The sequence below is a fragment of the Pseudarthrobacter sp. 10T415 genome (assembly GCF_056394175.1).
This window is the reverse complement of the sequence record NZ_JBFTHJ010000005.1, coordinates 79,792-100,956: the sequence shown is the minus strand read 5'-3', so window position 1 is coordinate 100,956 and position 21,165 is coordinate 79,792. Positions and strand designations below refer to the sequence as shown.

General features: G+C 68.0%; 21 protein-coding genes. 11 read left to right on the top strand and 10 right to left on the bottom strand.

The features are described from left to right. Positions 1-2 precede the first annotated feature (2 nt). From AC1DBN_RS09350 to AC1DBN_RS09340, 3 genes are read left to right on the top strand one after another with little or no spacing between them, the layout of a single operon-like run. Entirely contained in the window at positions 3-686 is a 684-nt protein-coding gene (locus AC1DBN_RS09350; RefSeq protein ID WP_091716818.1) for a 3-oxoacid CoA-transferase subunit A, read from the top strand. 1 nt (position 687) lies between these two features. After that, positions 688-1,395 carry a 3-oxoacid CoA-transferase subunit B gene (locus AC1DBN_RS09345; RefSeq protein WP_091716816.1) on the top strand — a complete coding sequence of 236 codons (708 nt, stop codon included), beginning with the start codon at positions 688-690 and terminating at the stop codon, positions 1,393-1,395. 11 nt (positions 1,396-1,406) lie between these two features. After that, positions 1,407-2,216 (top strand): IclR family transcriptional regulator domain-containing protein, encoded by an 810-nt coding sequence (locus AC1DBN_RS09340; RefSeq protein ID WP_314212780.1) that lies wholly within the window; start codon positions 1,407-1,409, stop codon positions 2,214-2,216. A gap of 15 nt (positions 2,217-2,231) precedes the next feature. Here the strand turns inward: AC1DBN_RS09340 and AC1DBN_RS09335 are convergent, their stop codons facing one another. Further along, positions 2,232-2,825, bottom strand: coding sequence for a hypothetical protein (locus AC1DBN_RS09335; RefSeq protein WP_477723061.1), 594 nt, complete (start codon positions 2,823-2,825; stop codon positions 2,232-2,234). Between the two features lie 254 nt (positions 2,826-3,079). Between AC1DBN_RS09335 and AC1DBN_RS09330 the strand changes: the two genes are divergently transcribed. The 4 genes from AC1DBN_RS09330 to AC1DBN_RS09315 all read left to right on the top strand — a co-directional run bounded on the left by AC1DBN_RS09330 (position 3,080) and on the right by AC1DBN_RS09315 (position 6,956). Next, positions 3,080-4,249 carry a Re/Si-specific NAD(P)(+) transhydrogenase subunit alpha gene (locus AC1DBN_RS09330; RefSeq protein ID WP_314212958.1) on the top strand — a complete coding sequence of 390 codons (1,170 nt, stop codon included), beginning with the start codon at positions 3,080-3,082 and terminating at the stop codon, positions 4,247-4,249. Next, a complete protein-coding gene (locus AC1DBN_RS09325) occupies positions 4,249-4,584 on the top strand; it encodes an NAD(P) transhydrogenase subunit alpha part 2 (protein WP_314212785.1) in 336 nt (111 codons plus the stop codon). The genes AC1DBN_RS09330 and AC1DBN_RS09325 overlap by 1 nt, the downstream gene beginning before the upstream one ends. Then, a complete protein-coding gene (locus AC1DBN_RS09320) occupies positions 4,581-5,954 on the top strand; it encodes an NAD(P)(+) transhydrogenase (Re/Si-specific) subunit beta (protein ID WP_314212786.1) in 1,374 nt (457 codons plus the stop codon). Before AC1DBN_RS09325 ends, AC1DBN_RS09320 begins: the two co-directional genes overlap by 4 nt. An 81-nt stretch (positions 5,955-6,035) precedes the next feature. Further along, positions 6,036-6,956 (top strand): diacylglycerol/lipid kinase family protein, encoded by a 921-nt coding sequence (locus AC1DBN_RS09315; protein WP_091723720.1) that lies wholly within the window; start codon positions 6,036-6,038, stop codon positions 6,954-6,956. A gap of 10 nt (positions 6,957-6,966) precedes the next feature. Here the strand turns inward: AC1DBN_RS09315 and AC1DBN_RS09310 are convergent, their stop codons facing one another. The 6 genes from AC1DBN_RS09310 to AC1DBN_RS09285 form a co-directional block, all read right to left on the bottom strand. Beyond that, positions 6,967-7,692, bottom strand: coding sequence for a maleate cis-trans isomerase family protein (locus AC1DBN_RS09310; RefSeq protein WP_477723060.1), 726 nt, complete (start codon positions 7,690-7,692; stop codon positions 6,967-6,969). Between the two features lie 8 nt (positions 7,693-7,700). After that, the gene (locus AC1DBN_RS09305) at positions 7,701-9,131 is read right to left on the bottom strand and encodes an amidohydrolase family protein (protein ID WP_477723059.1); all 1,431 of its coding nucleotides are present in this window, start codon (positions 9,129-9,131) and stop codon (positions 7,701-7,703) included. 31 nt (positions 9,132-9,162) lie between these two features. After that, positions 9,163-9,951, bottom strand: coding sequence for an aspartate/glutamate racemase family protein (locus AC1DBN_RS09300; RefSeq protein ID WP_477723058.1), 789 nt, complete (start codon positions 9,949-9,951; stop codon positions 9,163-9,165). After that, a complete protein-coding gene (locus AC1DBN_RS09295; RefSeq protein ID WP_091716799.1) occupies positions 9,948-10,631 on the bottom strand; it encodes a GntR family transcriptional regulator in 684 nt (227 codons plus the stop codon). The genes AC1DBN_RS09300 and AC1DBN_RS09295 overlap by 4 nt, the downstream gene beginning before the upstream one ends. A 78-nt stretch (positions 10,632-10,709) precedes the next feature. Continuing rightward, positions 10,710-12,068 carry an MFS transporter gene (locus AC1DBN_RS09290; RefSeq protein WP_091716797.1) on the bottom strand — a complete coding sequence of 453 codons (1,359 nt, stop codon included), beginning with the start codon at positions 12,066-12,068 and terminating at the stop codon, positions 10,710-10,712. 272 nt (positions 12,069-12,340) lie between these two features. Next, a complete protein-coding gene (locus tag AC1DBN_RS09285; protein ID WP_477723057.1) occupies positions 12,341-13,183 on the bottom strand; it encodes an ACT domain-containing protein in 843 nt (280 codons plus the stop codon). A gap of 165 nt (positions 13,184-13,348) precedes the next feature. Between AC1DBN_RS09285 and AC1DBN_RS09280 the strand changes: the two genes are divergently transcribed. The 3 genes from AC1DBN_RS09280 to AC1DBN_RS09270 all read left to right on the top strand — a co-directional run bounded on the left by AC1DBN_RS09280 (position 13,349) and on the right by AC1DBN_RS09270 (position 16,553). Further along, positions 13,349-14,425, top strand: a complete 1,077-nt coding sequence (locus AC1DBN_RS09280) for an FUSC family protein (protein ID WP_091723716.1) — start codon at positions 13,349-13,351, stop codon at positions 14,423-14,425. Between the two features lie 93 nt (positions 14,426-14,518). Continuing rightward, complete coding sequence (locus AC1DBN_RS09275) at positions 14,519-15,262, top strand: IclR family transcriptional regulator (protein ID WP_091716795.1); 744 nt, start codon at positions 14,519-14,521, stop codon at positions 15,260-15,262. A gap of 103 nt (positions 15,263-15,365) precedes the next feature. Next, entirely contained in the window at positions 15,366-16,553 is a 1,188-nt protein-coding gene (locus AC1DBN_RS09270; RefSeq protein ID WP_091716793.1) for a 4-hydroxybenzoate 3-monooxygenase, read from the top strand. Positions 16,554-16,558: 5 nt separating this feature from the next. Here AC1DBN_RS09270 and AC1DBN_RS09265 read toward each other — a convergent pair whose 3' ends face one another. Next, the gene (locus tag AC1DBN_RS09265; RefSeq protein WP_314212814.1) at positions 16,559-17,098 is read right to left on the bottom strand and encodes a TetR/AcrR family transcriptional regulator; all 540 of its coding nucleotides are present in this window, start codon (positions 17,096-17,098) and stop codon (positions 16,559-16,561) included. Between the two features lie 68 nt (positions 17,099-17,166). On the opposite strand from AC1DBN_RS09265, the gene AC1DBN_RS09260 reads away from it, so the two are divergent. Next, entirely contained in the window at positions 17,167-18,222 is a 1,056-nt protein-coding gene (locus tag AC1DBN_RS09260) for an FAD-dependent monooxygenase (RefSeq protein WP_477723056.1), read from the top strand. Positions 18,223-18,237: 15 nt separating this feature from the next. Here the strand turns inward: AC1DBN_RS09260 and AC1DBN_RS09255 are convergent, their stop codons facing one another. Both AC1DBN_RS09255 and AC1DBN_RS09250 read right to left on the bottom strand, forming a co-directional pair. Next, positions 18,238-20,064, bottom strand: coding sequence for an ABC transporter permease (locus AC1DBN_RS09255; protein WP_477723055.1), 1,827 nt, complete (start codon positions 20,062-20,064; stop codon positions 18,238-18,240). Next, positions 20,061-21,143, bottom strand: coding sequence for an ABC transporter ATP-binding protein (locus AC1DBN_RS09250; RefSeq protein ID WP_477723054.1), 1,083 nt, complete (start codon positions 21,141-21,143; stop codon positions 20,061-20,063). Before AC1DBN_RS09250 ends, AC1DBN_RS09255 begins: the two co-directional genes overlap by 4 nt. Between the last annotated feature and the right edge of the window lie 22 nt (positions 21,144-21,165).

Here is a 21,165-nt window from a genome sequence, read left to right as displayed (position 1 = left end):
ACATGCTGAATTTTGTTGATTCGGTCCGGGAGGCCGTGGCCGGGATCCAGGACGGCTCCACCGTGATGATCGGCGGGTTCGGGAATGCCGGGCAGCCGTTCGAACTGATCGACGCGCTCCTCGAATGCGGCGCGACGGGCCTGACGGTGGTGAACAACAACGCCGGGCAGGGCGACCAGGGCCTGGCCCTGCTGATCAAGGAAGGCCGGGTGCGGAAGATGATCTGCTCCTTCCCAAGGCAGTCCGATTCCTGGCACTTCGACGCCAAGTACAAGGCCGGGGAGATCGAACTCGAGCTGGTGCCGCAGGGCAACCTGGCCGAACGGATCCGGGCCGCGGGGGCCGGGATCGGCGGGTTCTTTACGCCCACGGGCTATGGCACCATGCTGGCTGAGGGCAAGGAAACCCGGATCATCGACGGCCGCGGGCAGGTCTTCGAAACACCCATCCACGCCGACGTCGCCCTGATCAAGGCGTTGAAGGCGGACGGGAAGGGCAACCTGGTGTACCGCAAGACCGCCCGGAACTTCGGCCCCATCATGGCCGCCGCCGCGAAGCACACCATCGTCCAGGTCTCCGAGATCGTGCCAACCGGCGGGCTGGACCCGGAAAACATCGTCACTCCCGGGATTTACGTCAACAGCGTTGTCCGCGTGGCAGCAAGCACAGCAGAAAAGGTGGCCTGACATGAGCGTGCAGTCCAACGAAACGTCCCTCCAGACCTCCGAGACCCCGCTGGGCCGGGACGACCTCGCCCGGCTGGTGGCCAAGGACATCGCCCCGGGATCCTTCGTGAACCTCGGCATCGGCCAGCCCACCCTGGTGTCGAACTACCTCACCGAGGAACAGAACATCACCCTGCATACCGAGAACGGGATGCTCGGCATGGGCCCCGCAGCCGTTGGGGACGAGATCGACGGCGACCTGATCAACGCCGGCAAGATCCCCGTCACCGAACTCCCCGGCGCCTCGTACTTCCACCACGCCGACTCGTTCGCGATCATGCGCGGCGGGCACCTGGACATCTGTGTCCTGGGCGCGTTCCAGGTCTCCGCCACCGGTGACCTCGCGAACTGGCACACCGGGGCACCCGGGGCGATTCCCGCCGTCGGCGGTGCCATGGACCTCGCCACCGGCGCCAAGGACGTCTTCGTGATGATGACCCTCCTGACCCGCGAAGGCGCGTCGAAGATCGTGGAGTCCTGCACCTACCCGCTCACCGGCGTCGGCTGCGTCACCCGCGTCTACACCGACAAAGCCGTCTTCCTCACCGGCCCCGACGGCGTCACCGTCCGCGAAACCTTCGGCACCACCCTCGAAGAACTCCAGGAACTGCTCCCCATCCCCCTCAAAGCCGCGCCCGCCGCCGGACGCCGGGACCCGGGCGCACCCTAGGATTGGTAACCATGACCGACGCCGTCCGCACGGACACCCAGCCACCGCAGGCAAGCGACCAGTACGTCCAGTCGCTGGCCCGCGGGCTGGCCGTGATCAGGGCCTTCGACGCCGACCGGCCCGTCATGACCCTCAGCGAAGTGGCGGGCCAAACCGGCCTGACCCGGGCCACGGCGCGGCGGTTCCTGCACACCCTGGTGGAGCTGGGATACGTCCGGACGGACGGGAAGACGTTTGCCCTCACGGCCAAGGTCCTCCAGCTCGGCTACGCCTACCTGTCCGGGCTGTCCCTGCCGCAGCTGGCCCAGCCGCACCTGGAAGAGCTGTCCCTGAAACTGGGGGAGTCGACGTCGGCCGCTGTCCTGGACGGCGTGGACATCGCCTACATCGCCCGGGTGACCACGCGCCGGATCATGACCGTCGGCATCACCGTGGGTACCCGCTTCCCTGCCTACGCCACCTCCATGGGACGGGTGCTCCTGGCCAACCTGCCGGCCCCGGCCCTCGAGGAATACCTGGCCGCAGCGGACATCAGGCCGCTCACGCCCCGGGCCCTGGGGACGGTCCCGGAGCTGCTGGCCGTGCTGGAGACCGTCCGGGCGCAGGGCTGGTGCCTCCTGGACCAGGAACTGGAACCTGGCCTGATGTCCGTGGCGGCACCGGTGTTTGACGGAGCCAAGGTGGTGGCGGCGGTCAACGTGTCGCTGCAGGCCCAGTCGGTGGCAGCCCGGGAGGACCCGGAAGCCTACCTGGCCTCGGTGGCGCAGGAGATCACGGCCACCGCCAAGCTCATCTCCGCAGACCTCACCGCCCGCGGCTGACCCGTCCCCGGGAGGTCAGCTGCCCTTGGTCTGGGCGAACAGCCGGCGCAGCGTGAAGAAGCAGCCCAAGGCGCTGAACAGCAAGGCAACCAGGAAGTCGCCAGCGTAGGCGTCAATCAGCTCGCGGTTGGTGGTGACGTTGAACATCAGGAAGTCCCACGTCCCGGGGTCCACGAGCATCGCCAACGGTGAACCGCCGCCAAGGTACTTCGCGGCGTCCAGGAGCATGCCGCCCCAGAAGGACAGCAGGACCGTTACGAGCGTGACGGCTGCGACCACCCAGGCGCCCCGGCGTCTGATGGGGCCGCCCGTCCCGAGCACGTAAAGCCGGGCGGCCAGTGCGGCAGCGACGAAGGCGACAATGGAAGCCATCCATCCCATGTTCCACAGCACCATCCACGCGATGATGCCCACCGGGGCGGCGGCCAGGGCGTAAACCGTTCCGCGCACCACATCTTCCCTCGCCGAAGGTGCCGGCAGGGCAAACTCGTAAGCGCTTTCAGGCGGAGTCCACGGCTCGGACGTCCGCTGGCCGTACTGCGGCGCGCCAGGCCCGTGGCCCGTAGCGTCCCCGGCAGGTGTTGCCTCAAAATCTGCGCGCTCTGACAAGATGCCCCCAATATGTGCGATGTGCGAGTTGCGCTTATTCTCACACGGGAAGACCGGTGTGCGGCGCCACCTCAGGAAAGTCCGCCTGCCCGGCGCCGGATTCCTCCGCTTCGCAAACCTTTTACAACGGTTTGCAGGAATGTCCCCGCCACACTACTCCCGCCGCAGCAGCCCGCGCTCTAGACTCAACCCAACTGTGCGCAGCAGAGCGGCTGCCGCAAGACTGCCGGACGCGGCAGGAAGGGAGCGTGCGGGTGAAACTGGGCATTCCGCGGGAGCGCCGGGACGGCGAACGGCGCGTGGCCGCCACACCGGACACGGTGAAGCAGCTGACGGGCATGGGCCTGGACGTCCTGATTGAGGCGGCCGCGGGCGACGCTTCAGGGCACCCGGACCGCGAATACACGGAGGCCGGCGCCGCCGTCGTTCCTGAACTGGACACCGGTGCCGTGGATATCCTGGCGCACGTCCGACCCCTGGACCCGCACACGGCCGCCGGACTGAAAAGGGGAGCGGTCACCGTGGGGCTCGCATCGCCGTCGTCCGAACTGCCCACCGTGCAGGCGCTCGCGGAGGCGGGCGCCACGTCCTTCGCCCTTGAGCTGGTGCCGCGCATCTCCCGCGCCCAGTCCATGGACGCGCTCAGCTCCCAGGCCCTGGTGGCCGGGTACCGCTGCGTGCTGGAGGCCGCCATCCGGCTGCCCAGGTTCTTCCCCCTCTACATGACCGCCGCCGGTACGGTCCCGCCGGCCCGGGTCCTGGTCCTCGGCGCCGGCGTGGCCGGGCTGCAGGCGATCGGCACGGCCAAACGGCTTGGCGCCCGGGTGTCCGCCAACGACATCCGGCCCGCGTCCGCGGACGAGGTCGCGTCCATGGGCGGCACCTTCATCCGCCTGGACCTGGAAACCGCTGAGGCTGCCGGCGGCTACGCCCGCCAGCTCAGTTCCGACGCCGGCACCCGGCAGCGGCAGCTGCTCGCGCCGCACGTCGCGCAAACGGATGTTTTGATCACGACGGCGGCCGTGCCGGGCAGGCGCGCACCGCTCCTGGTGACCCTGGACATGGTGAAGGGCATGCGGCCCGGATCGGTCGTCGTCGACCTCGCCGCGGAGTCCGGCGGGAACGTCGAGGGAGCGGTTCCCGGCGAGGACATCGCCGTCCCCACCGCCGACGGTGCCGGCCACGTGACCCTGGTGGGGCTCAAGGACCCGGCCTCCGCCATGGCGTCCGATGCCTCCCGCCTCTATGCCAAGAACGTGGCCAACCTCCTGGCGCTGATGGTCCGGGACGGGGGACTCGTCCTGGACTTCGATGACGAGGTGGTGGCGGGGGCCTGCTTTACCCACGCCGGCGAAGTGCGGCACCGGCCCACCGCAGAGCTGCTCGGTGAAACAGCCCGGGCCCGGCAGGAAGGGGTGCTCTGATGGACGGCATGAGCCTGCTGACCATCACGGTCCTGGCCGTCTTCGTGGGATTCGAGGTGGTATCCAAGGTTTCCAGCACCCTGCACACCCCGCTGATGTCCGGCGCCAACGCCATCCACGGCATCATCCTGGTGGGTGCCATCATCGTTGCCGGCCAGGCCACGGACCCGTGGGTGCTCGCGGTGGCCCTGCTCGCCGTCGTCCTGGCCACGGCGAACCTGGTGGGCGGCTTCGTGGTGACGGACCGGATGCTGCACATGTTCCACGCGAAGAAGGAAATTCCGCGCACGAGCCCCGCGCAGTCCGGCCCCGCGCCAAAGGCGGACGGCAAATGAGCATCCTCGACCCCGCCTGGACCGCCCTGCTCTATCTGGCCGCCGCGGTCTTCTTCATCCTCGCCCTGCGCGGCCTCAGCTCCCCCCGGACCGCCCGCCGCGGCAACCTGATCGGCGCGCTCGGCGCCCTGATCGCCGTCGTCACCGTGTTCCTCTCCGCCCGGCTCGAGAACATTCCCTGGATCCTGGGCGCCATCGCCGTGGGATCAGCGGTGGCAGCGCCGGTGGCACGGCGCGTGAAGATGACGCAGATGCCCCAGCTGGTGGCGCTGTTCAACGGTGTGGGCGGCGGTGCTGCGGCGCTGGTGGCACTCCTGGAACTGCCCCACGCGGACGGTCCCTGGGTGCGGCTGGCCATAGTGTTCACCCTCCTCGTGGGTGCGGTCTCCTTCGCCGGATCCGGGGTCACGTTCGCCAAGCTGCAGGAACTGATGACCACGCGGCCGGTGCTGTTTCCCGGCCTGCCCGTGGTGATGGCTGCGGTACTGCTGGCATCCGTGGCGGCCGCCATCGCCGTCGTGATCACCGGATCCACGGCGTTCGCGGTGGTGCTGCTGGTCCTGGGCCTCGCGGCCGGTGCCCTGCTGGTGCTGCCGGTGGGCGGCGCGGACGTGCCCATTGTGATTTCGCTGCTGAACGCCTTCACGGGCTTGGCCGTCGCGGCGTCCGGCCTGGTGCTGGGCAACGTGCTGTTGGTGGTGGCCGGCACCCTGGTGGGAGCGTCCGGCACCATCCTGACCCGCGCCATGGCGGCGGCGATGGGCCGCAGAGTGGCGGGCATCCTGTTCGGGGCATTCCGGGGAGGCTCGACGGCGGGATCCACCGCCGTGAGCGACCGCCCGGTACGCTCGTCCACGCCTGAGGACGTGGCGGTGCTCCTGCGGTACGCGCAGCGGGTGATCATCGTCCCCGGCTACGGGCTGGCGGTGGCGCAGGGGCAGCACACGGCGGCGGAACTGGCGCAGGCGCTGGAGGCCCGTGGAATCGAGGTGGACTTTGCCATCCATCCTGTGGCGGGCCGCATGCCCGGGCACATGAACGTGCTCCTGGCCGAAGCCAACGTGCCCTACGAGTCGCTCAAGGAAATGGTGGAGATCAACCCCGAGTTCAAGACCGCGGATGTGGCCCTGGTGGTGGGCGCCAACGACGTGGTGAACCCCGCAGCCAAGACCTCCTCCGGCTCACCGATTTACGGCATGCCCATCCTGGAGGTCTCCGCCGCCCGCCAGGTGGTGTTCCTCAAACGCTCCATGCGCCCCGGCTTCGCCGGGATCGAAAACGAACTGCTGTACGAGCCGCAGACCTCCCTGCTTTTCGGGGATGCCAAGGAATCGCTCGCCCAGGTGCTGGGGGCGGTCAAGGCCCTCTAGCCGGACTTGGCCGGGAGGCTGCGGCGGGCAGGTTACTCTTCTCTCAGAAGCTTGCTTTCCATTCCGCCACTGAAGGACGCCATGACTGCCAACAGCTCCACTTCCCCCAAACGCGCCGCCATCATCGTCAATCCGGCCAAGCCGGTGGAGTTCGATGTGCGCGGCCTGGTGGCCAAGCACTGCGTGGAAAACGGCTGGGGTGAAGCCATCTGGCTGGAAACCACCAAGGAGGACCCGGGTGTGGGCCAGGCGAAGGAAGCCCTGGAGCAGGGAGCGGACATCGTCATCGCCGCCGGGGGAGACGGCACCGTCAGGTGCGTGGCCGAGGTCCTGGCGGGCGGGGACGTCCCCATGGGCCTCCTTCCTTTGGGCACCGGAAACCTGCTGGCCCGCAACCTGGGCATGGACGTCACGGATTACGACGGCGCCATGGCCGGGGCCCTCAGCGGCACCGAGCGCAAGATCGACGTGGTCCGTGCCAAGCGCAACGATCCGGACAAGGAACAGCTCTTCCTGGTGATGGCCGGCGTGGGCTATGACGCCACCATCATGGCGGACACCAACGAGGACCTGAAGGACAAAGTGGGCTGGCTGGCGTACGTGGACGCCGGAATCCGCAACCTGCCCGGCAAGCCGGTGAAGGCCACCGTGGTGATCGATGGCGAGACGGTGGTGCACCGCGGCGTCCGCAGCGTGATGGTGGGCAACTGCGGCAAGGTCCAGGGCGGCCTGGAAATCTTCCCCGATGCCAAGGTGGACGACGGGCTGCTGGACATTGCCGTGCTGGCCCCGCACCACGGAAAGCTGGGTTGGCTCTCCGTGCTGGCAGGGATCCTCGGCAAGGGCCGGAACCGGGACACGGCCGTCGAGTACTTCCAGGGCAAGGCCGTGGAAATCACCCTGGAACACGCGGACAACTACCAGCTGGACGGCGACCACGAGGGCGAGGGCAAGCATGTCCTGATGACCATGGAGCCGGGCGCCCTCACCCTCCGGATGTAGCCGTCACCGCCTACGCCAGCAGCCGGCCCCAGCGCGGTTCCAGCAGCGGCGCGCCCGCGAGTTTCAGGGCGTGCCAGAGCGTCACCGCCACGGAGTCCAGCACCGGCACCCCGGTGGTCTCCTCGATTTCCGCGGTGATGTTGGCCCCGTACAGGTTGGTGCACAGGTACACCAGGGCGTCGGGGGCCGCGGCTGCGAGCTCCCGGGACCCCGGGCGCATCTCGTCGTCGGTGACCCGGGCAAAGGACTCGTTGTCGCTCAGGCCCAGCGCCCTGTGGTCCATGGTCTTGATGCCTTCCCGTTCGTAGGACGCGATGACCTGGTGGTTCACGTCCTCCGTGTAGGGCGTGAAGAGGCCGATCCGTTCGGTCCCGAAGGTCCGGAAGGCCTCGAAGTAGGCAAGGGTTGACGTGGTGGCGGGTATGCCGGTGGCGCCGGTGATCCCGTCGGCCAGTTCCTGGTCGTGCGCCGAACCCAGCCAGGAACCGGAGGTGCCGTTCCAGGCAATCACGTCCACGTCCGCCGTCGCCAGCAGCCGTGCTGCGTCCTGCATGACTGCGGGGTCGAACTGCCTGTTGGAGGAATCGTCCAGTGCGATGCGGGTGACCGGGATCCGGGTGAAGTGCACGGTGACGTCGGTGCGGGCGCCCAGGATCCGGTAGGTCTGCGGTTCCAGGCAGGTGTTGGAAGACGGCACGATCATGCCGATCCTGCGGGGGCGGATGGTTGCGGGCATGGAAACTCCTAGAGAGCGGCGGGGAGTGGGGCGGCGGATTCCTTGACGGCGGACTGATGCTGCCGGAAGCCGTTGCGGTTGATGAAGCGGCCCGCGGCGCCCGGATCGTGGAAGCCGTCCGCGTCCAGGACCACCCGGCCGTTGGAAACCACGACGGCGGGCCAGCCCGTGAGTGCCTGCCCGTCGAAAGGCGAGAAGTCCGAACCCATATGCAGGGCGGCGCCGTTCACCGCGCGTTCCTCAGCGGGGTCGAACACCACCAGGTCGGCGTCGAACCCCTCGGCAATGCGGCCCTTGCCGGGAACGGCGTTGATCCGGGCGGGTTCCGATGAGAAGGCGCTGACGAACTGTTCCACCGTGGCGCCGCCGGACGTCATTGCGGTGAACGTGACAGGCATCCGCGTTTCCACTCCCGGCAGTCCGTGCGGCATGGCGCGCACGTCATCGGTGCGCTCGCGCTTTTGGGACAGGTCGTAGCAGGAATGGTCGGAGGCCATGGTGTGGATGGCGCCGGAGACCAGCCGCTCCTTGAGGGCTGCCACGGTTTCCGCGCTGCGCATGGGCGGGCAGCAGGCGAACCACTCCGGAAAGCTGGAGGCGTACACGGAGTCATCGAGGGTGACGTAGTGCGGGCACGTCTCCGAGTAGGCTTCCAGGCCGCGTTCGCGTGCCTGCGACACGAGGTCCACGGCCCCCGGCGTGGACTGGTGGACAAAGTACACCGGCGCCCCCGTGTACTCGGCCATGGCCAGGGTCTCCTTTACGGAGATCTCCTCGGCCAGTTCGGGCCGGGTCCTGTGCAGGTGTTCGATGCCGATCCGGCCGTCCTGGGCGTGCTGTTCGGTGCAGTCGGCAATGATGGGGTCGTGCTCGGCGTGGATGTAGGCCAGCCCGTCCAGGCGCACCATTTCGCGCATGACTTTCAGGATGGTGTTGCCGTCGGCCATGGTGGTGCCGCGGTTGGTGGTGTACATCTTCACGGAGCGGACCCCCTCCGCTGCGAGCTGCTCGAGCTGCCAGGGGACGGTTTCGTCCCAGGTGACCACGGCGCCGTGGAGGGCCACGTCGCAGCGTGACTGCGTGGCGAGTTCCTTTTTGTGCAGGACCGCCGCGAGCGGGGTTTCCTGGGCGTCGCGGGGGATGCCGAAGTCGATGATGGTGGTGGTGCCGCCCCAGAGGGCTGCGGTAGACGTGGTGCGGTAGTCGTCCAGGGTGCGGAAGCGTCCGGTCACCTGCGCTACGTGGCAGTGGCCGTCCACGCCGCCGGGGATCACCAGCCTGCCCGCCGCGTCGATGGTGCGGTCCGCCGCCGGGATGGGTTGGGCGGCGTCCACAAGGGCTGCGATCCGGCCCCCGGAAACCACGATGTGGGCTTCCTGGCGGCCGTCGCTGTTGACCACGGTGGCGTTGGCTATGACAAGTTCTGGCTGGTGGGACATCGGTGTCCTCCTTAGGTTTGGGTCGTGTGGCTCAGGCGGTGGGCTGCGCCGTGCCGGCATGCTGCTGGCGGGCGGCGAGGGCCGCGTCCAGGGTGCCGGAGAGTCCCTTGCGGTCCTTGGCCGGGGGCGGTGCGAAGGCGCCTGCACGGTGGGTTCCGGACTGCAGGCCGGCCACTGCTTCTGCCATGCGGATGCCGGCGGAGATGCCGTCAACCACGGGGACCGGTATCTGGCCCTTGAGTTCGCGGGCCAGCCCGGCCAGCGGGGCCCCGGCAAGAATGACGACGTCGGCGCCGTCCTCGGCCACGGCCTGCCGGCTCAGTGCCAGCAGGGTTTCCCGGAAGTCGTCCTGGACGGCGGCTATGCTGCCGAGGGACTCGTTGATGGAGCGGATGGACGCCAGCCGGCCGGCCAGGCCGAACCGCTCCACACACTCGCGGTACCAGGGCTTGATCCGGTCCGAGATGGCGATGATGGAGAAGCGGTGGCCCTGCAGTGCCGCTGCGCACAGCGCGGCTTCGGTGATGCCGATGACGGGAATGTCCGCCAGTTCCTTGAGGGCCGGCATCCCGGGGTCACCGAACGCTGCAACCACCACCGCGTCCACCGGGTCGGCGCCGGGGCCGGTGTGTTCGGCGATGATTTCAGCCACCGCGCCCGCGGCGATGAGGGATTCGAAGCGGGTCTCGATGTATTCGACGCCGTGGGCCGCTGTCCGCACCAGCAGTTCGGTGCCGGGGGAGGAGGAACGGAGTGCCTCGGACTCGATCAGTGCCGTGACATCGGCGCTGATGTTGGGGTTGATGACCAGGAGTTTCATTTTCTCTTCCGGTGGAATTCTGGTTCGGTCTTCTGGAAGTCCTCGGGAAACTGGTCCCGGTACTTTCCAATGTGGGATGCGGACTGGACGGCTGCCTTGTCCGGATCGCCGCTGGCGATGGCGGAGTACAGCTCACGGTGTTCGCGGATGAGCTCGGGCAGGTCGCTGACGTGCCGGAACAGCCAGTGCATGCGCCCCTGGAGGGGTTCCAGGGCGGACTTGAGGAAGTTGTTGTCCGCAATGCCGGTGATGGCGTCGTGGAATTCGCTGTTGGAGCGGTGCGCCTCCATCACAGAGCCCTTGGCCAGGAAGGCTTCCGCGTCATCCAGCAGTCCCTTGAGGTAGGCGAGGTCCTGCTTGGTGGCGCGCCTGGCTGCGAGCCGGCAGGCCAGCACCTCAAGGGACTGCCGGACGTCGAAGAGGTCCTCCACGTCCTTGGGGCTGAGGCTGCTCACCTCAGCCCCGCGGGCACCGCGGTCACTGATGAGGCCTTCCTGGCGGAGCATGCGCAGGGCCTCACGGACCGGCAGCCGGGATACGGAGAACTCGGCGGCCAGGTCCCGTTCCACCAACCGTGTGCCGGGAGCGTAGTGTCCTTCGAAAATCCGGGTGCGGAGGGTGTCCCGGACAGTCTCGCGAAGGGGGCGGTCCTTGTCCTGGGTCTCTTCTGCGGTCAGCATGATGCTCCATTCGGATCTTGTTCGGCACTGCTCCCGGCTGCGGGGGCGTCGGTTGCAAGTTTCCCTGCGAGGGTCAGCTTAGACAGGAAGCCGCTTGTTGTAGTTCAGGGTGAGGACTGAGACGCCCATGATCACCGCGGAACCCACGAAGTACAGCAGCGCCCAGGTGTAGGAACCGGTGGCTCCGACAATCAGGCCCACCACGATGGGGGTAACGAAGCCCGAGATGTTGCCGCTGAGGTTCATGGCTCCGCCCAGGACGCCGGCATTGGTGCGGCCGCCCAGGATGGAGGGAATGCTCCAGAACAGGCCCACCCAGCGGAGGAAGAACAGGACCAGCGAGAGCAGGACCACGGCCGTGGTGGCGTCGGGGACCACCGTCACGCCCACCAGCCCGCCAATGACTACCGCGCTCGAGATGCCCAGGAGGGTCCGCATCACCAGGTTGGCTGAAGCACCGGAGGCGCGCCACTTGTCGGCGATGGTGCCGCCGATGATCTCGCCGACGAACCCCGCGCCGAAAATCACCAGCGTGGACCAGCCGATGGTCTTCAGGTCAAACCCCTTCGCCTGGGCCAGGTACAGCGGGCCCCAGGTCAGCAGGCCGTAGAACACCCCGTTGAATCCCAGCCAACCCAGGCACATGGCCCAGAAGGAACGGAATTTCAGGTAGGGAAGCAGGCCGCGCTTGCCCAGGCTGCCATCCACGGCTGCCTCGGCGTCCTCGGCGGCATGCGAAGCCTCAATGTAGGCCGCCTCGGCATCGTTGACGCCCTTGTGCTGGCGGGGATTGTCCCGCACGTACCACCACACGGCGAGGCCCATGAGGACGGTGGCGGCACCGGCGATGACGAAGGACCAGCGCCAGCTCCCGGTGGAGGCAATGAGGAAGGCGATGATGATGCCGCCGAGCCCTGCACCCAGGGGCGCTCCAGCGTCGAGGATGGTTGCGCCGCGGCCGCGTTCGGACTTGTGCATCCAGATGGCGTTGAGCTTGCCGCCGGCGGGCATGACGCCCGCCTCGGTCACGCCGATGCCGAGCCGGGCGATGAACATGCTCAGGAAGCCGCCTGCCATGCCGGACGCTGCGGTGGCAGCACCCCAGCCGATGCAGGAAGCCGTCATCACCTTGCGGGGGCCGAACTTGTCGATCAGCCAGCCCACGGGAACCTGCATCAGGGCGTAGGTCCAGAAAAAAGCGGACAGCAGCAGGCCCACGAGTTCGGGCGGTAGGTTGAATTCCTTTTGGATGATGGGCAGGGCCACGGAAATGGAGCCACGGTCAATGTAGTTGACTGAAACCAGGACCAGCAGCAGGAGGAAAAGCCGCCAGCGGACGGCGCTGCGCCGTTGCGTGCCGCCCTTTCCGGGTTGCTCGGCGTTCGGTGCTGTCGGGTCGGCAGGAAGTTCCGTTGTATCGGTATTGGGGATGGACACAGCTTCTCCTTCACGGGGAAGTTTATGGGCGGGATGCAAAGTTGCGGGTGCGTACTTGGCAGGCCGTTGTGGCCTGCCAGCGCGGGCAGTCGCTGGATGATCCGGAGCATCGAGCGGGGCCGGATAACTTTTGGGATCCCAAATTGGGATCCCAAAATCAAAGGTAAAAGTGACTCCCGCCACTGTCAAGGTTTTGGCTGAGAAAGGGCCGCAAAAGCCTTGCAAACGAATTGTGACCGGAAAACTCCCGGCCGGATCGTGAGGTTTGGGGCTCAGCCTGCTGCCGGAGATCCGGCAGGGCGGTGAGCCAGGATCTCCGCGAGCTCGGCCAGCCGGTGGGCGCGCGCCGATTCGGCAGGGGTGAAGGGCTCGCCCGGCCGGGCGAAGACGAGGGGCCCGTGCCATGCCGTGGGGACCTTGAGGTGGGGCCCGTCGTCGGGCATCTTCAGGGGAGCGCCAGACGACGGCACAATCCGCGCGCCGAGCAGCTCGGCCACGGCGAGGGGCAGTTCGTCCGGGGCGTCGGCGATCCTCGCCGCGAGGCTGAGGGCCCGGGTCTGGCCGTCGGCCATGGCCAGCGCGGTGGTGGGCCAAGCGTGCACCCGGCTGCCGCCGCCGTCGTGCAATGCCTCCAGCAGCTCCCGCTCACCCATGGTTCCGGGGGCGGACAGCACAAACTCATCCAGCACGCCGCCCGGGACCGGATGGACGTGGATGCCCAGGATGTTGATGCCGTTCCGGGCCAGGGTGCCCGTGATTTTCTCCAGCGAACCCGGCTCGTCCCGCAGGACCGTGCGCGCCCGCCACAGAGCCGGCGCGGCTCCCAGCTTCCGCCGGTGGCGCAGCGCCGGAGCGTGCAGCCAGCCGCGCAGGATCCGGGCAGCGGAGGGTTCGGCCACCCAGATCACCAGCACGGTGGCCGTCAGCGTGAGCACCAGTACCTTCGCCACATACGGCAGGTGGGTTTCCACCACCAGGGCATGGACCAGCAGCTCAATGGGCAGCATCACGGCCACGTTGGCTGCGGTCAGGCGGGCCTTGGGCGGCTCGGGCATCATGCCGCAGACTTCGCAGCTCAGTTCGGCGGCGGGCGTGGCCCGTGGTGCGCGCTTCATGACCCAAGCATTCGTGGAACCTGTTTCTGCCGCGTTGCCTGCCGATTCCATTCAAGGGAATTTAATGGGCGGGTTCGGCGGCCTCCACCGTACGATTTACCAGGAACGTCAGTGCGGCCGGCCGCCCATCAGGACAACCGGTTACCGCAGGAAGGCGCTGCCCACGTGAAGTTGCTTGCTGAGATGTTCAGCATTGGTCCAGGCAACAAGGACCACCACCCCGCACTCCGCTGCGCCACCGGCGTGTTCGTCCCGCTGATCACCCTGGTGCTCCTGGGCCGGCTGGACCTGGCCATTTTCGCGTCCTTCGGCGCCTTCACCGGAATCTACGGCCGCGGCGAACCGCACGCCGCCCGCTTCGCGCTGCAGCTGCGCGCCGGTCTCCTGATGCTCCTGGTGATGCTGCTGGCCGCCCTGTCCGCCCGGATCGAAACGGCGTGGGGCCTTGACCGCACCGCCACCACCTGGCTCCTGGTCCTGGCCACCACCCTGGTGGCGGGCGGCTGTTCCGTGGCCATTTCCTGGCTGCGGCTGCGCCCGGGCGGGTCCCTGTTCCACATCTTTGCGTTCGCGGCCATCGCTTCCATCCCCAACCAGCCGCCACTGTGGCAGGGCATGCTGGTTGCGGTCCTCACCACCGTGCTGTGCCTGCTGATCGGCTTTTCGTCCCGGATCCTGCCCAGCCACCGCACCCCGTGGGCGTGGCCGCCCCGCATCCGGCGCACGGCGGCGGAGAAGCGGACCGCCTGGCTTGAAGGCCTCGGCTACCTGGTGGCGGCGGGCCTGGCGGGATCGCTGGCCACCTGGGCCGGGCAGCAGTTGGGGTTCGGGCACAACTATTGGGCCATGGTGGCCGCGGTGGTGCCCCTGGTGGGCCACACCACCCGGCACCGGATCCGGCGCGGCGTCCAGCGAATCGTCGGCACGGTCCTTGGCTTGCTGGTCCTGGCGGCGGTCCTGCTGCTGGGCCTGGAGCCGTGGCAGACCGTGCTGGTGATGGCCCTTTGCCAGTTCGGGGCGGAGATGTTCATCATCCGCCAGTACCTGCTGGCCCAGGTTTTCGTGACGCCCCTGGCCCTCATCTCCACCCTCCTGGTGGTCCCCGCCTCGCCGTCCGCGCTGCTGCGCGACCGCATCATCGAAACTGTCATCGGCGCGGCCGTGGGCATTGCCGTGGTGCTGGCTCCCGCGGCGTGGCGCCGCCTCAGGCGGGGCCCAGGGCAGGGCACGACGCCGGCCTGACCGCCTTCCAGCCCCGGCCGGCCTTCCGGGGCGCGGGTCCTTCCGGGGCCCGCCGCGGTACGCTGGACTTCCCATTGAACGGAAGGTGCGGCGGTGGCGAACTCACAATCGGGGGACTCGGTGGTGGACCGGATAGTCCGGCTGATCTCCGCCTTTCCGCAGGACGTGGGCGCCCTGCAGCTTTCCGACCTGGCCACACGGGCCGGGCTGCCGCTGACCACCACGCACCGGCTGGTGGGCCAGCTCGCCGGCCACGGGCTGCTCGAGACTGAACCCGGCGGGATGGTCCGGCCGGGCCTCCGGCTTTGGGAGCTGGTAAACCGTGCATCCCCGGCTTTGGCACTGCGGCAAGCGGCCATGCCGTTCATGGAGGACATCCAGCACGTCCTCAATCAGAACGTGAACCTGGCGGTGCTGGACGGGTGGGACGCCTTGTTCGTGGAGCGGCTCTCGCGGCGGGGCTCGGTGGCCAACCGTGCACAGGTGGCAGGCAGGATGCCCATCCACATCTCCTCCGCCGGGCTGTCGCTGATGGCGCACCAGGAGAAAGGGCTCCAGGCCAGCTACCTTGCCCAGTTTTCCGATCCCGAAGGCAGGCTGACCAGTGGCGATGTACGCACCCTCCTGGCCGAGACGTCGCACCAGGGGTTCGCCCAGCTGAAGGGTGTGGTGGATCCGGACACCTGGGGCATTGCAGTGCCCGTCCTCAACCGCCGCCAGCGCGCAGTGGCCTCGCTCGGCGTCGTGGTTCCGCTCCAAGAGATGCGGCTGCAGGCGCTGGTGCCCGCGCTGCAGACGGCGGCACGGGGCATTGCCCGCCGCCTTGCGGACTCCTGAACCATTCAACGGAATTACTGTAACGCCGGTCACGGGAGGTGGCCCACACTGGGTGCCAAGCAATCCTCCGGCCCCCGGGCCCGCAACGAAGCGAGAAGCAGTCATGGCACGGAAAACCATCACCACCCAGGTAGCCATCATGGGCGCCGGCCCGGCCGGGCTCATGCTCTCCCACCTCCTGGCCAAGGCAGGCATCGAATCCACGGTGATCGAGGTTCGCAGCCACGAAGAGATCGCCCGCACCGTCCGCGCCGGGATCCTGGAGCACGGCACCGTCAACCTCCTGGTGGACAGCGGTGTTTCGGACCGGGTCCTGACCCACGGCGACCGGCATGACGGCATTGAACTGCGTTTCAACGGCGAGAGCCACCGGATCGACTTCAAGGACCTCGTGGGCGAGTCCGTGTGGCTTTACCCGCAGACGGACGTGTTCACGGACCTTGCCGCACGCAGGATGGACGACGGCGGCGATGTCCGGTACAGCGTCACGGACACCTCCGTCCACGACCTGGAGGGCAAGCCGAAGGTCTGGTTCACCGATGCCGACGGTGTTGAGTATGAGATCCAGGCGGACTTCCTGGTGGGTGCTGACGGTTCCCGCAGCCACTGCCGGTTCCAGATTCCCGAGGCCAGCCGCAAGTGGTACTTCCACGAGTACCCGTTCGCCTGGTTCGGCATCCTGGCCGAGGCGCCGCGCAGCTCGGACGAACTGATTTACGCCAACTCCGCCAACGGCTTCGCGCTCATCAGCCAGAGGACCGAGACGGTCCAGCGGATGTACTTCCAGTGCGACCCCAAGGAAAACGTGGCCGAGTGGGACGATGACCGCATCTGGGCGGAGTTCCGCGGCCGCGTCAACGGCAATGGCTTCGAGCTGAAGGAAGGCCCGGTCATCGAGAAGATGGTGCTGCCGTTCCGCAGCTTCGTCCACACTCCCATGCGCCATGGCAACCTGTTCCTCGCCGGCGACGCCGCGCACACGGTCCCGCCCACCGGCGCCAAGGGCCTCAACCTGGCCATCCACGACGTCAAGGTTCTTTTCGAGGGACTGGACAGCCACTACAACTCCGGTTCGGACCGGCTGCTGGAGTCGTACAGCGACCGCGCGCTGGAGCGGGTCTGGAAGGCCCAGCAGTTCTCCTACTGGATGACCACCATGCTCCACACCCCTGCCGACGCAGACGATTTCTCCCGCGCCCGCCAGCTCGGCGAGCTCAACTCGGTGGTCTCTTCGCGCCACGGCATGGCCTACCTCGCCGAGGCGTACACCGGCTGGCCGGGCCGCGGCTAGGGCAGCTACGGGCCCAGCAGGCGCCGGATGGTGGCGGCGACGGCGGCCACGTCCGGCTGCTCGTCCCGCCTGACGGTGAGCAGGTGGAGCAGCAGGCCGTCGCCGTAGTCCGCCACATCCCTGGCGCGGGCTGCCGCATCCGCAACGCCCATGGCGGTGAGGGCCAGTTCCAGGTTTCCCACCAACAGCTGGTGGCCGGCGGTCACGGCTTCGGGGCGGTCCAGCGAGAAGGCCATCCGTGCCCGGCTCATACCCCCATACTGCCTGGCCAGCGCCACCACCGTGGCGGCCAGTTGGCCGGCGAGTTCCTCGACGTTCCGTGGCGGACCTGCCGCCCCCTGTTCCCGCAGGAGTCCGGCGTCCAGTTCCAGCAGCCGGTCCAGTACCGCGTCCACGAGGGTTGCCCGGCTCCGGTAGTAGTTGGAGGTGGTTCCCTCGGCGAGTTCTGCCGCCGCATCCACCGCCCGGTGGGTCAGCCCCTTCATCCCCTTGTCCGCCACCACTGCCAGGGCGGCGTCGAGGAGCTGGGTCCGGCGGTCGGGCATGGCCCCAGTCTAGTAACAGGGGGCACGGGCATCTTCCCGGACTACTACAAAAGTAGTAAATTGGGCCCATGGAAACGATCTCGATTGTGGGCGGCGGCATCGCAGGGCTGGCCCTGGCCTCGTGCCTGGACCCGGACAAGTTCCAGGTGACTGTTTACGAGAAGCGGCCGGAGCTGCCCACCGTGGGCAACGCCCTGGGAATGTGGCCCAACGCCCAGCGCGCGCTGGCACGGCTCGGCATCCTTGACGAAGCGAAGGCGGTCAGTCCGGTGATCGGCAGCGGGTCGGTGCGGGACGCGCAGGGCAAGCCCTGGATCACTGTCAATGCGGGAGGCATGTTCGGCATCTCCCGCGTGGACCTGCTGCGGCTGCTCAACGCCGCCGTCCCGGGGACCGTCCGCCGGGTCACCAGCAATGTCCAAGGAATTCCCGCGGACGGCGGACTGGTGGTGGGCGCTGACGGAGTGCACAGCGTGGTCCGCCGGGAGGCGTGGGGTGCCGCCACGGGCGCCCGCCTCACCCCATACCTGGCCCTCCGCGGGACCCTTCCCACGTCCGTCAGCCAGGATGAGGTGGGCGAATACTGGGGCCGCGGCGATCTCTTCGGCATGGCCGCCGCCCGTGGCGGGTCCTTCTGGTACGCCAGCTACCGGTCGGGGGCGGGCCCCTACGGCATTTACGCCGCGTCAGTACTGGACCAGGCCCGGGAGCGGTATGCCACCCATGCGCCGGCCATCCGCCGCACCTTGGCCGCAGCCATCCCGGGGGAGTGCCTCGTCCAGCGGCTCTGGACCGTTCCGCAGCTGGGCTCCTACGTGCGCGGCCGTGCCGTGCTCATCGGCGACGCCGCGCACGCCATGATGCCCACCCTGGGCCGCGGCGCCTGTGAATCCCTGGTGGATGCCGTGACGCTCGGCGACCTCCTCAACACCTTGCCCGAATCCCAGGCGCTCCGCGCTTACGACAGGCAGCGCCGGCTCCGGACCCGCGCGCTGAGCCTGGCGTCAACGGCGATGGGCCGCATCGCGCTCGCGGACGGTGCGCAGCCGTTCCGGGACCGGCTGCTCGGCCTGGCCCGGCGGCGGAACCCGCGCGCCGCCGTCGTCCGCGGTCCTGCGGGCTGATCCGCACCCTCGGGGTCACCGCACGGGTGCGGCAGGGACCTTGCTGTCGGCGCCGGACGCTGATGGTCCGGCCGCCGGCGGCACGTCGGAGGCCTCGATGCTGCCCGACGGCGGCACCCCCGGCAGGCGCTTCCGGCTGCGGCGTTTCCCGGACCGGCCATAGACGAGGTACATCGTGACGCCGGTGATGACCATCAGCAGCACGGTGTACACGAACGTGTTCGCCACCCCTTCAGTGCCCTCGGCACCGTCCGTGTTTGCCTTGATGACCAGGCCCAGCGGCTGGACCAGCGGGTGGGCGAGGAAGATGGCGGTGTCGTAATCGTCCAGGAGGCTGTTGAAGTTCAGGGCGGTGATGGCCGCTGCCGCCGGCAGCACCAGCGGCAACAGGATCCGGCGGAACACGTACAGGGTCTTGGCGCCCATGATGGCGGCCGCTTCCTCCAGCGAGGAATTCACGGAGGCGAACGACGCCTTCAGCATCCGCAGCGTGAAAGGGATCTTCACGGTGACGAACGCGATCAGCAGGATCACCGTGGTCCCGGTCAGGACCGCCCCGCCCACCAGCGGATTCGGGTGGTCGTAACTGATGATCAGGCCCAGCGCCAACAGTGCGGACGGCAGGATCCAGGGGATATGCAGCAGGTACTCAAAAACGGACGCCACCCAGTTCCGGTACTTCTGCAGCAGCCGGGCCACGAACAGTAGGCCGCCTACCGCGATCACAGCCGCCAGCGCGCTGTACACCACGCTGACGACGAACGGCCGCAATCCGGCCGGCTGCGTCAGCACCCGGACATAGTTATCCAGCGTCAGGCTGCCTGGCGAGAGCTGTCCGGTCTGGATGGCGGCGCCGTCCGCGAAGGAGTACAGCACGATGAGCACCACCGGCAGCGTGTACACCGCGAACAGCAGGTACGCCACCGCGTGGACGGCCACGTTGGCCACCGGGTTGGTGATGTCCTGCTTCTGCAGCTCCGAGGACACCTTGGAGACGGAGAAGTACGTGCCGCCCTTCTCCAGCCGGGACATCACCGCCAGCATCGCCATGGTGGCCAGGCCCAGGATGACGGCCAGCAGGGCCGCCAGGTCGCGTGAGGTGGGGCTGTTGGTGAACGTCAGGATCATGGGCGTGATGGTCTGGAATTCCCGTCCACCCAGAACCTGCGGCGCGCTCAGGGCGCCGAGCCCGGTCAGGAAGGACAGGATGGTGACGGCGAACAGCGTGGGCTTCAGCATGGGCAGGACGATCCGCCGGAGGATGGTCCACGTCGAGGCGCCAAGGTTCTTCGCCGCTTCGATGGTCTGGTAGTCCACCCCCTTCAACGCGTTGGCCACGAACAGCATGTGGTTGGTGGTGGTGGCAAACGTCATGACCACCAGCACGGCGAAGAAGCCGGAGAACCAGGCAGGGTCCATGGAGGGGAACACCTGCAGCAGCAGCGAGGTGACGATTCCCTTGTCCCCGTAGATGAATTTGTACCCCGCCGCCAGCACGATGCCGCCGTAGATGAAGGTGGTGGCGTAGCCCAGGAACAGGATCCGAGAGCCCCGGATCCGGAAGTAGTACGTCACCAGCACAATGAAGATTCCCACGGCGTTGACCGTGATGGAGAGGGCCACCGCCAGCAGGAAGCTGTTGCCCAGTGCCTTCATGGCGCGCTGCGAGGAGAACAGCTTCTCCGCTGCCCGCCCCGAAAAGCTGCCATCCGGGAAGAAGGTGGCAATCAGGACGTTGATGTTGGGCCACACCAGGAACGCCGCGATGAACCAGGTGAGGATGACGCCCACCACCAGGACGAACGGGGAGCGGACCATCGAACGGACTGGAGTTCCGCTCATGGCAGGGCAACCGCCTGGTCCTGCTCCTGCCGGTCCTGCTCCCGAAGGGCCGCGCCTGTTTCCGGGTGGTACTGCAGGATGTGGTCCGGCCGCACGTACACGGTGGTTTCCGTACCCGGCTGAGGGTGGGCGCCGCCGTCCTCGCGCACCAGCAGGCGGATGTCCGCGCCGTGGCTGTGCACCACGTACCTGCTGTGCAGGCCGTGGTAGGTACGGGACAGAACCTTTGCGGGAAGTCCGACGGCGGAGCCGCCTCCCGCGGGCGCGTCCAGGGACGCCTTTTCCACCCGCAGGTAGGAGCTCGCCCGGGTGCTGAGCTGGGCCCCGGATGCGGCGTTGACCTGCGCCACGAATTCCGGTGTCAGGGTGGAGCTGTCACCAATAAAATTGCAGACGAATTCCGTGGCAGCGTGGTCATAGATCTCCTGCGGCGTGCCCACCTGCTCCACCACGCCCTTGTTGAAGACCGCCACCCGGTCGCTCATGGCCAGGGCCTCGTCCTGGTCGTGGGTGACGTAGACGGTGGTGATGCCGAACTCGCTTTGCAGGTCCTTGAGCTGCTGCCTGAGCTGGTGGCGGAGCTTGGCATCGAGGTTGGACAACGGTTCGTCCAGCAGCAGGATCTTGGGCCGCAGGACGAGTGCCCGGGCCACCGCCACCCGCTGCTGCTGCCCGCCGGAGAGCTCGGCGACGTTCTTGGCCAGCTGATCGTCGCTGAGCTCCACCCGGCGTGCGATGTCCCGAACCATCCTGTCGCTGTCGGAGCCCTTCTCCTTCCGGACGCGCAGTCCGAAGGCGATGTTCTCCCATACGCTCATGCTGGGAAACAGGGCATAGTTCTGGAACACCATGCCCACCTGCCGCTTGTCGCTGGGAAGCCGGGTGACGTCCTTGCCGTCCACTGTGACAGTGCCCCCGGCCGGCTGGATGAAGCCGGCCAGGGTGCGCAGCGCCGTCGTTTTTCCACATCCGGAGGGCCCCAGGAGCGTGAAGAACTCGCCGGGCCGGACGTGCAGGTCCAGGTGCGGGATGGCGGTGAAGTCGCCGAAGGAAACTTTGATGCTGTCCAAGCGGATCATGGCAAACCTGTCTGTGGAACTC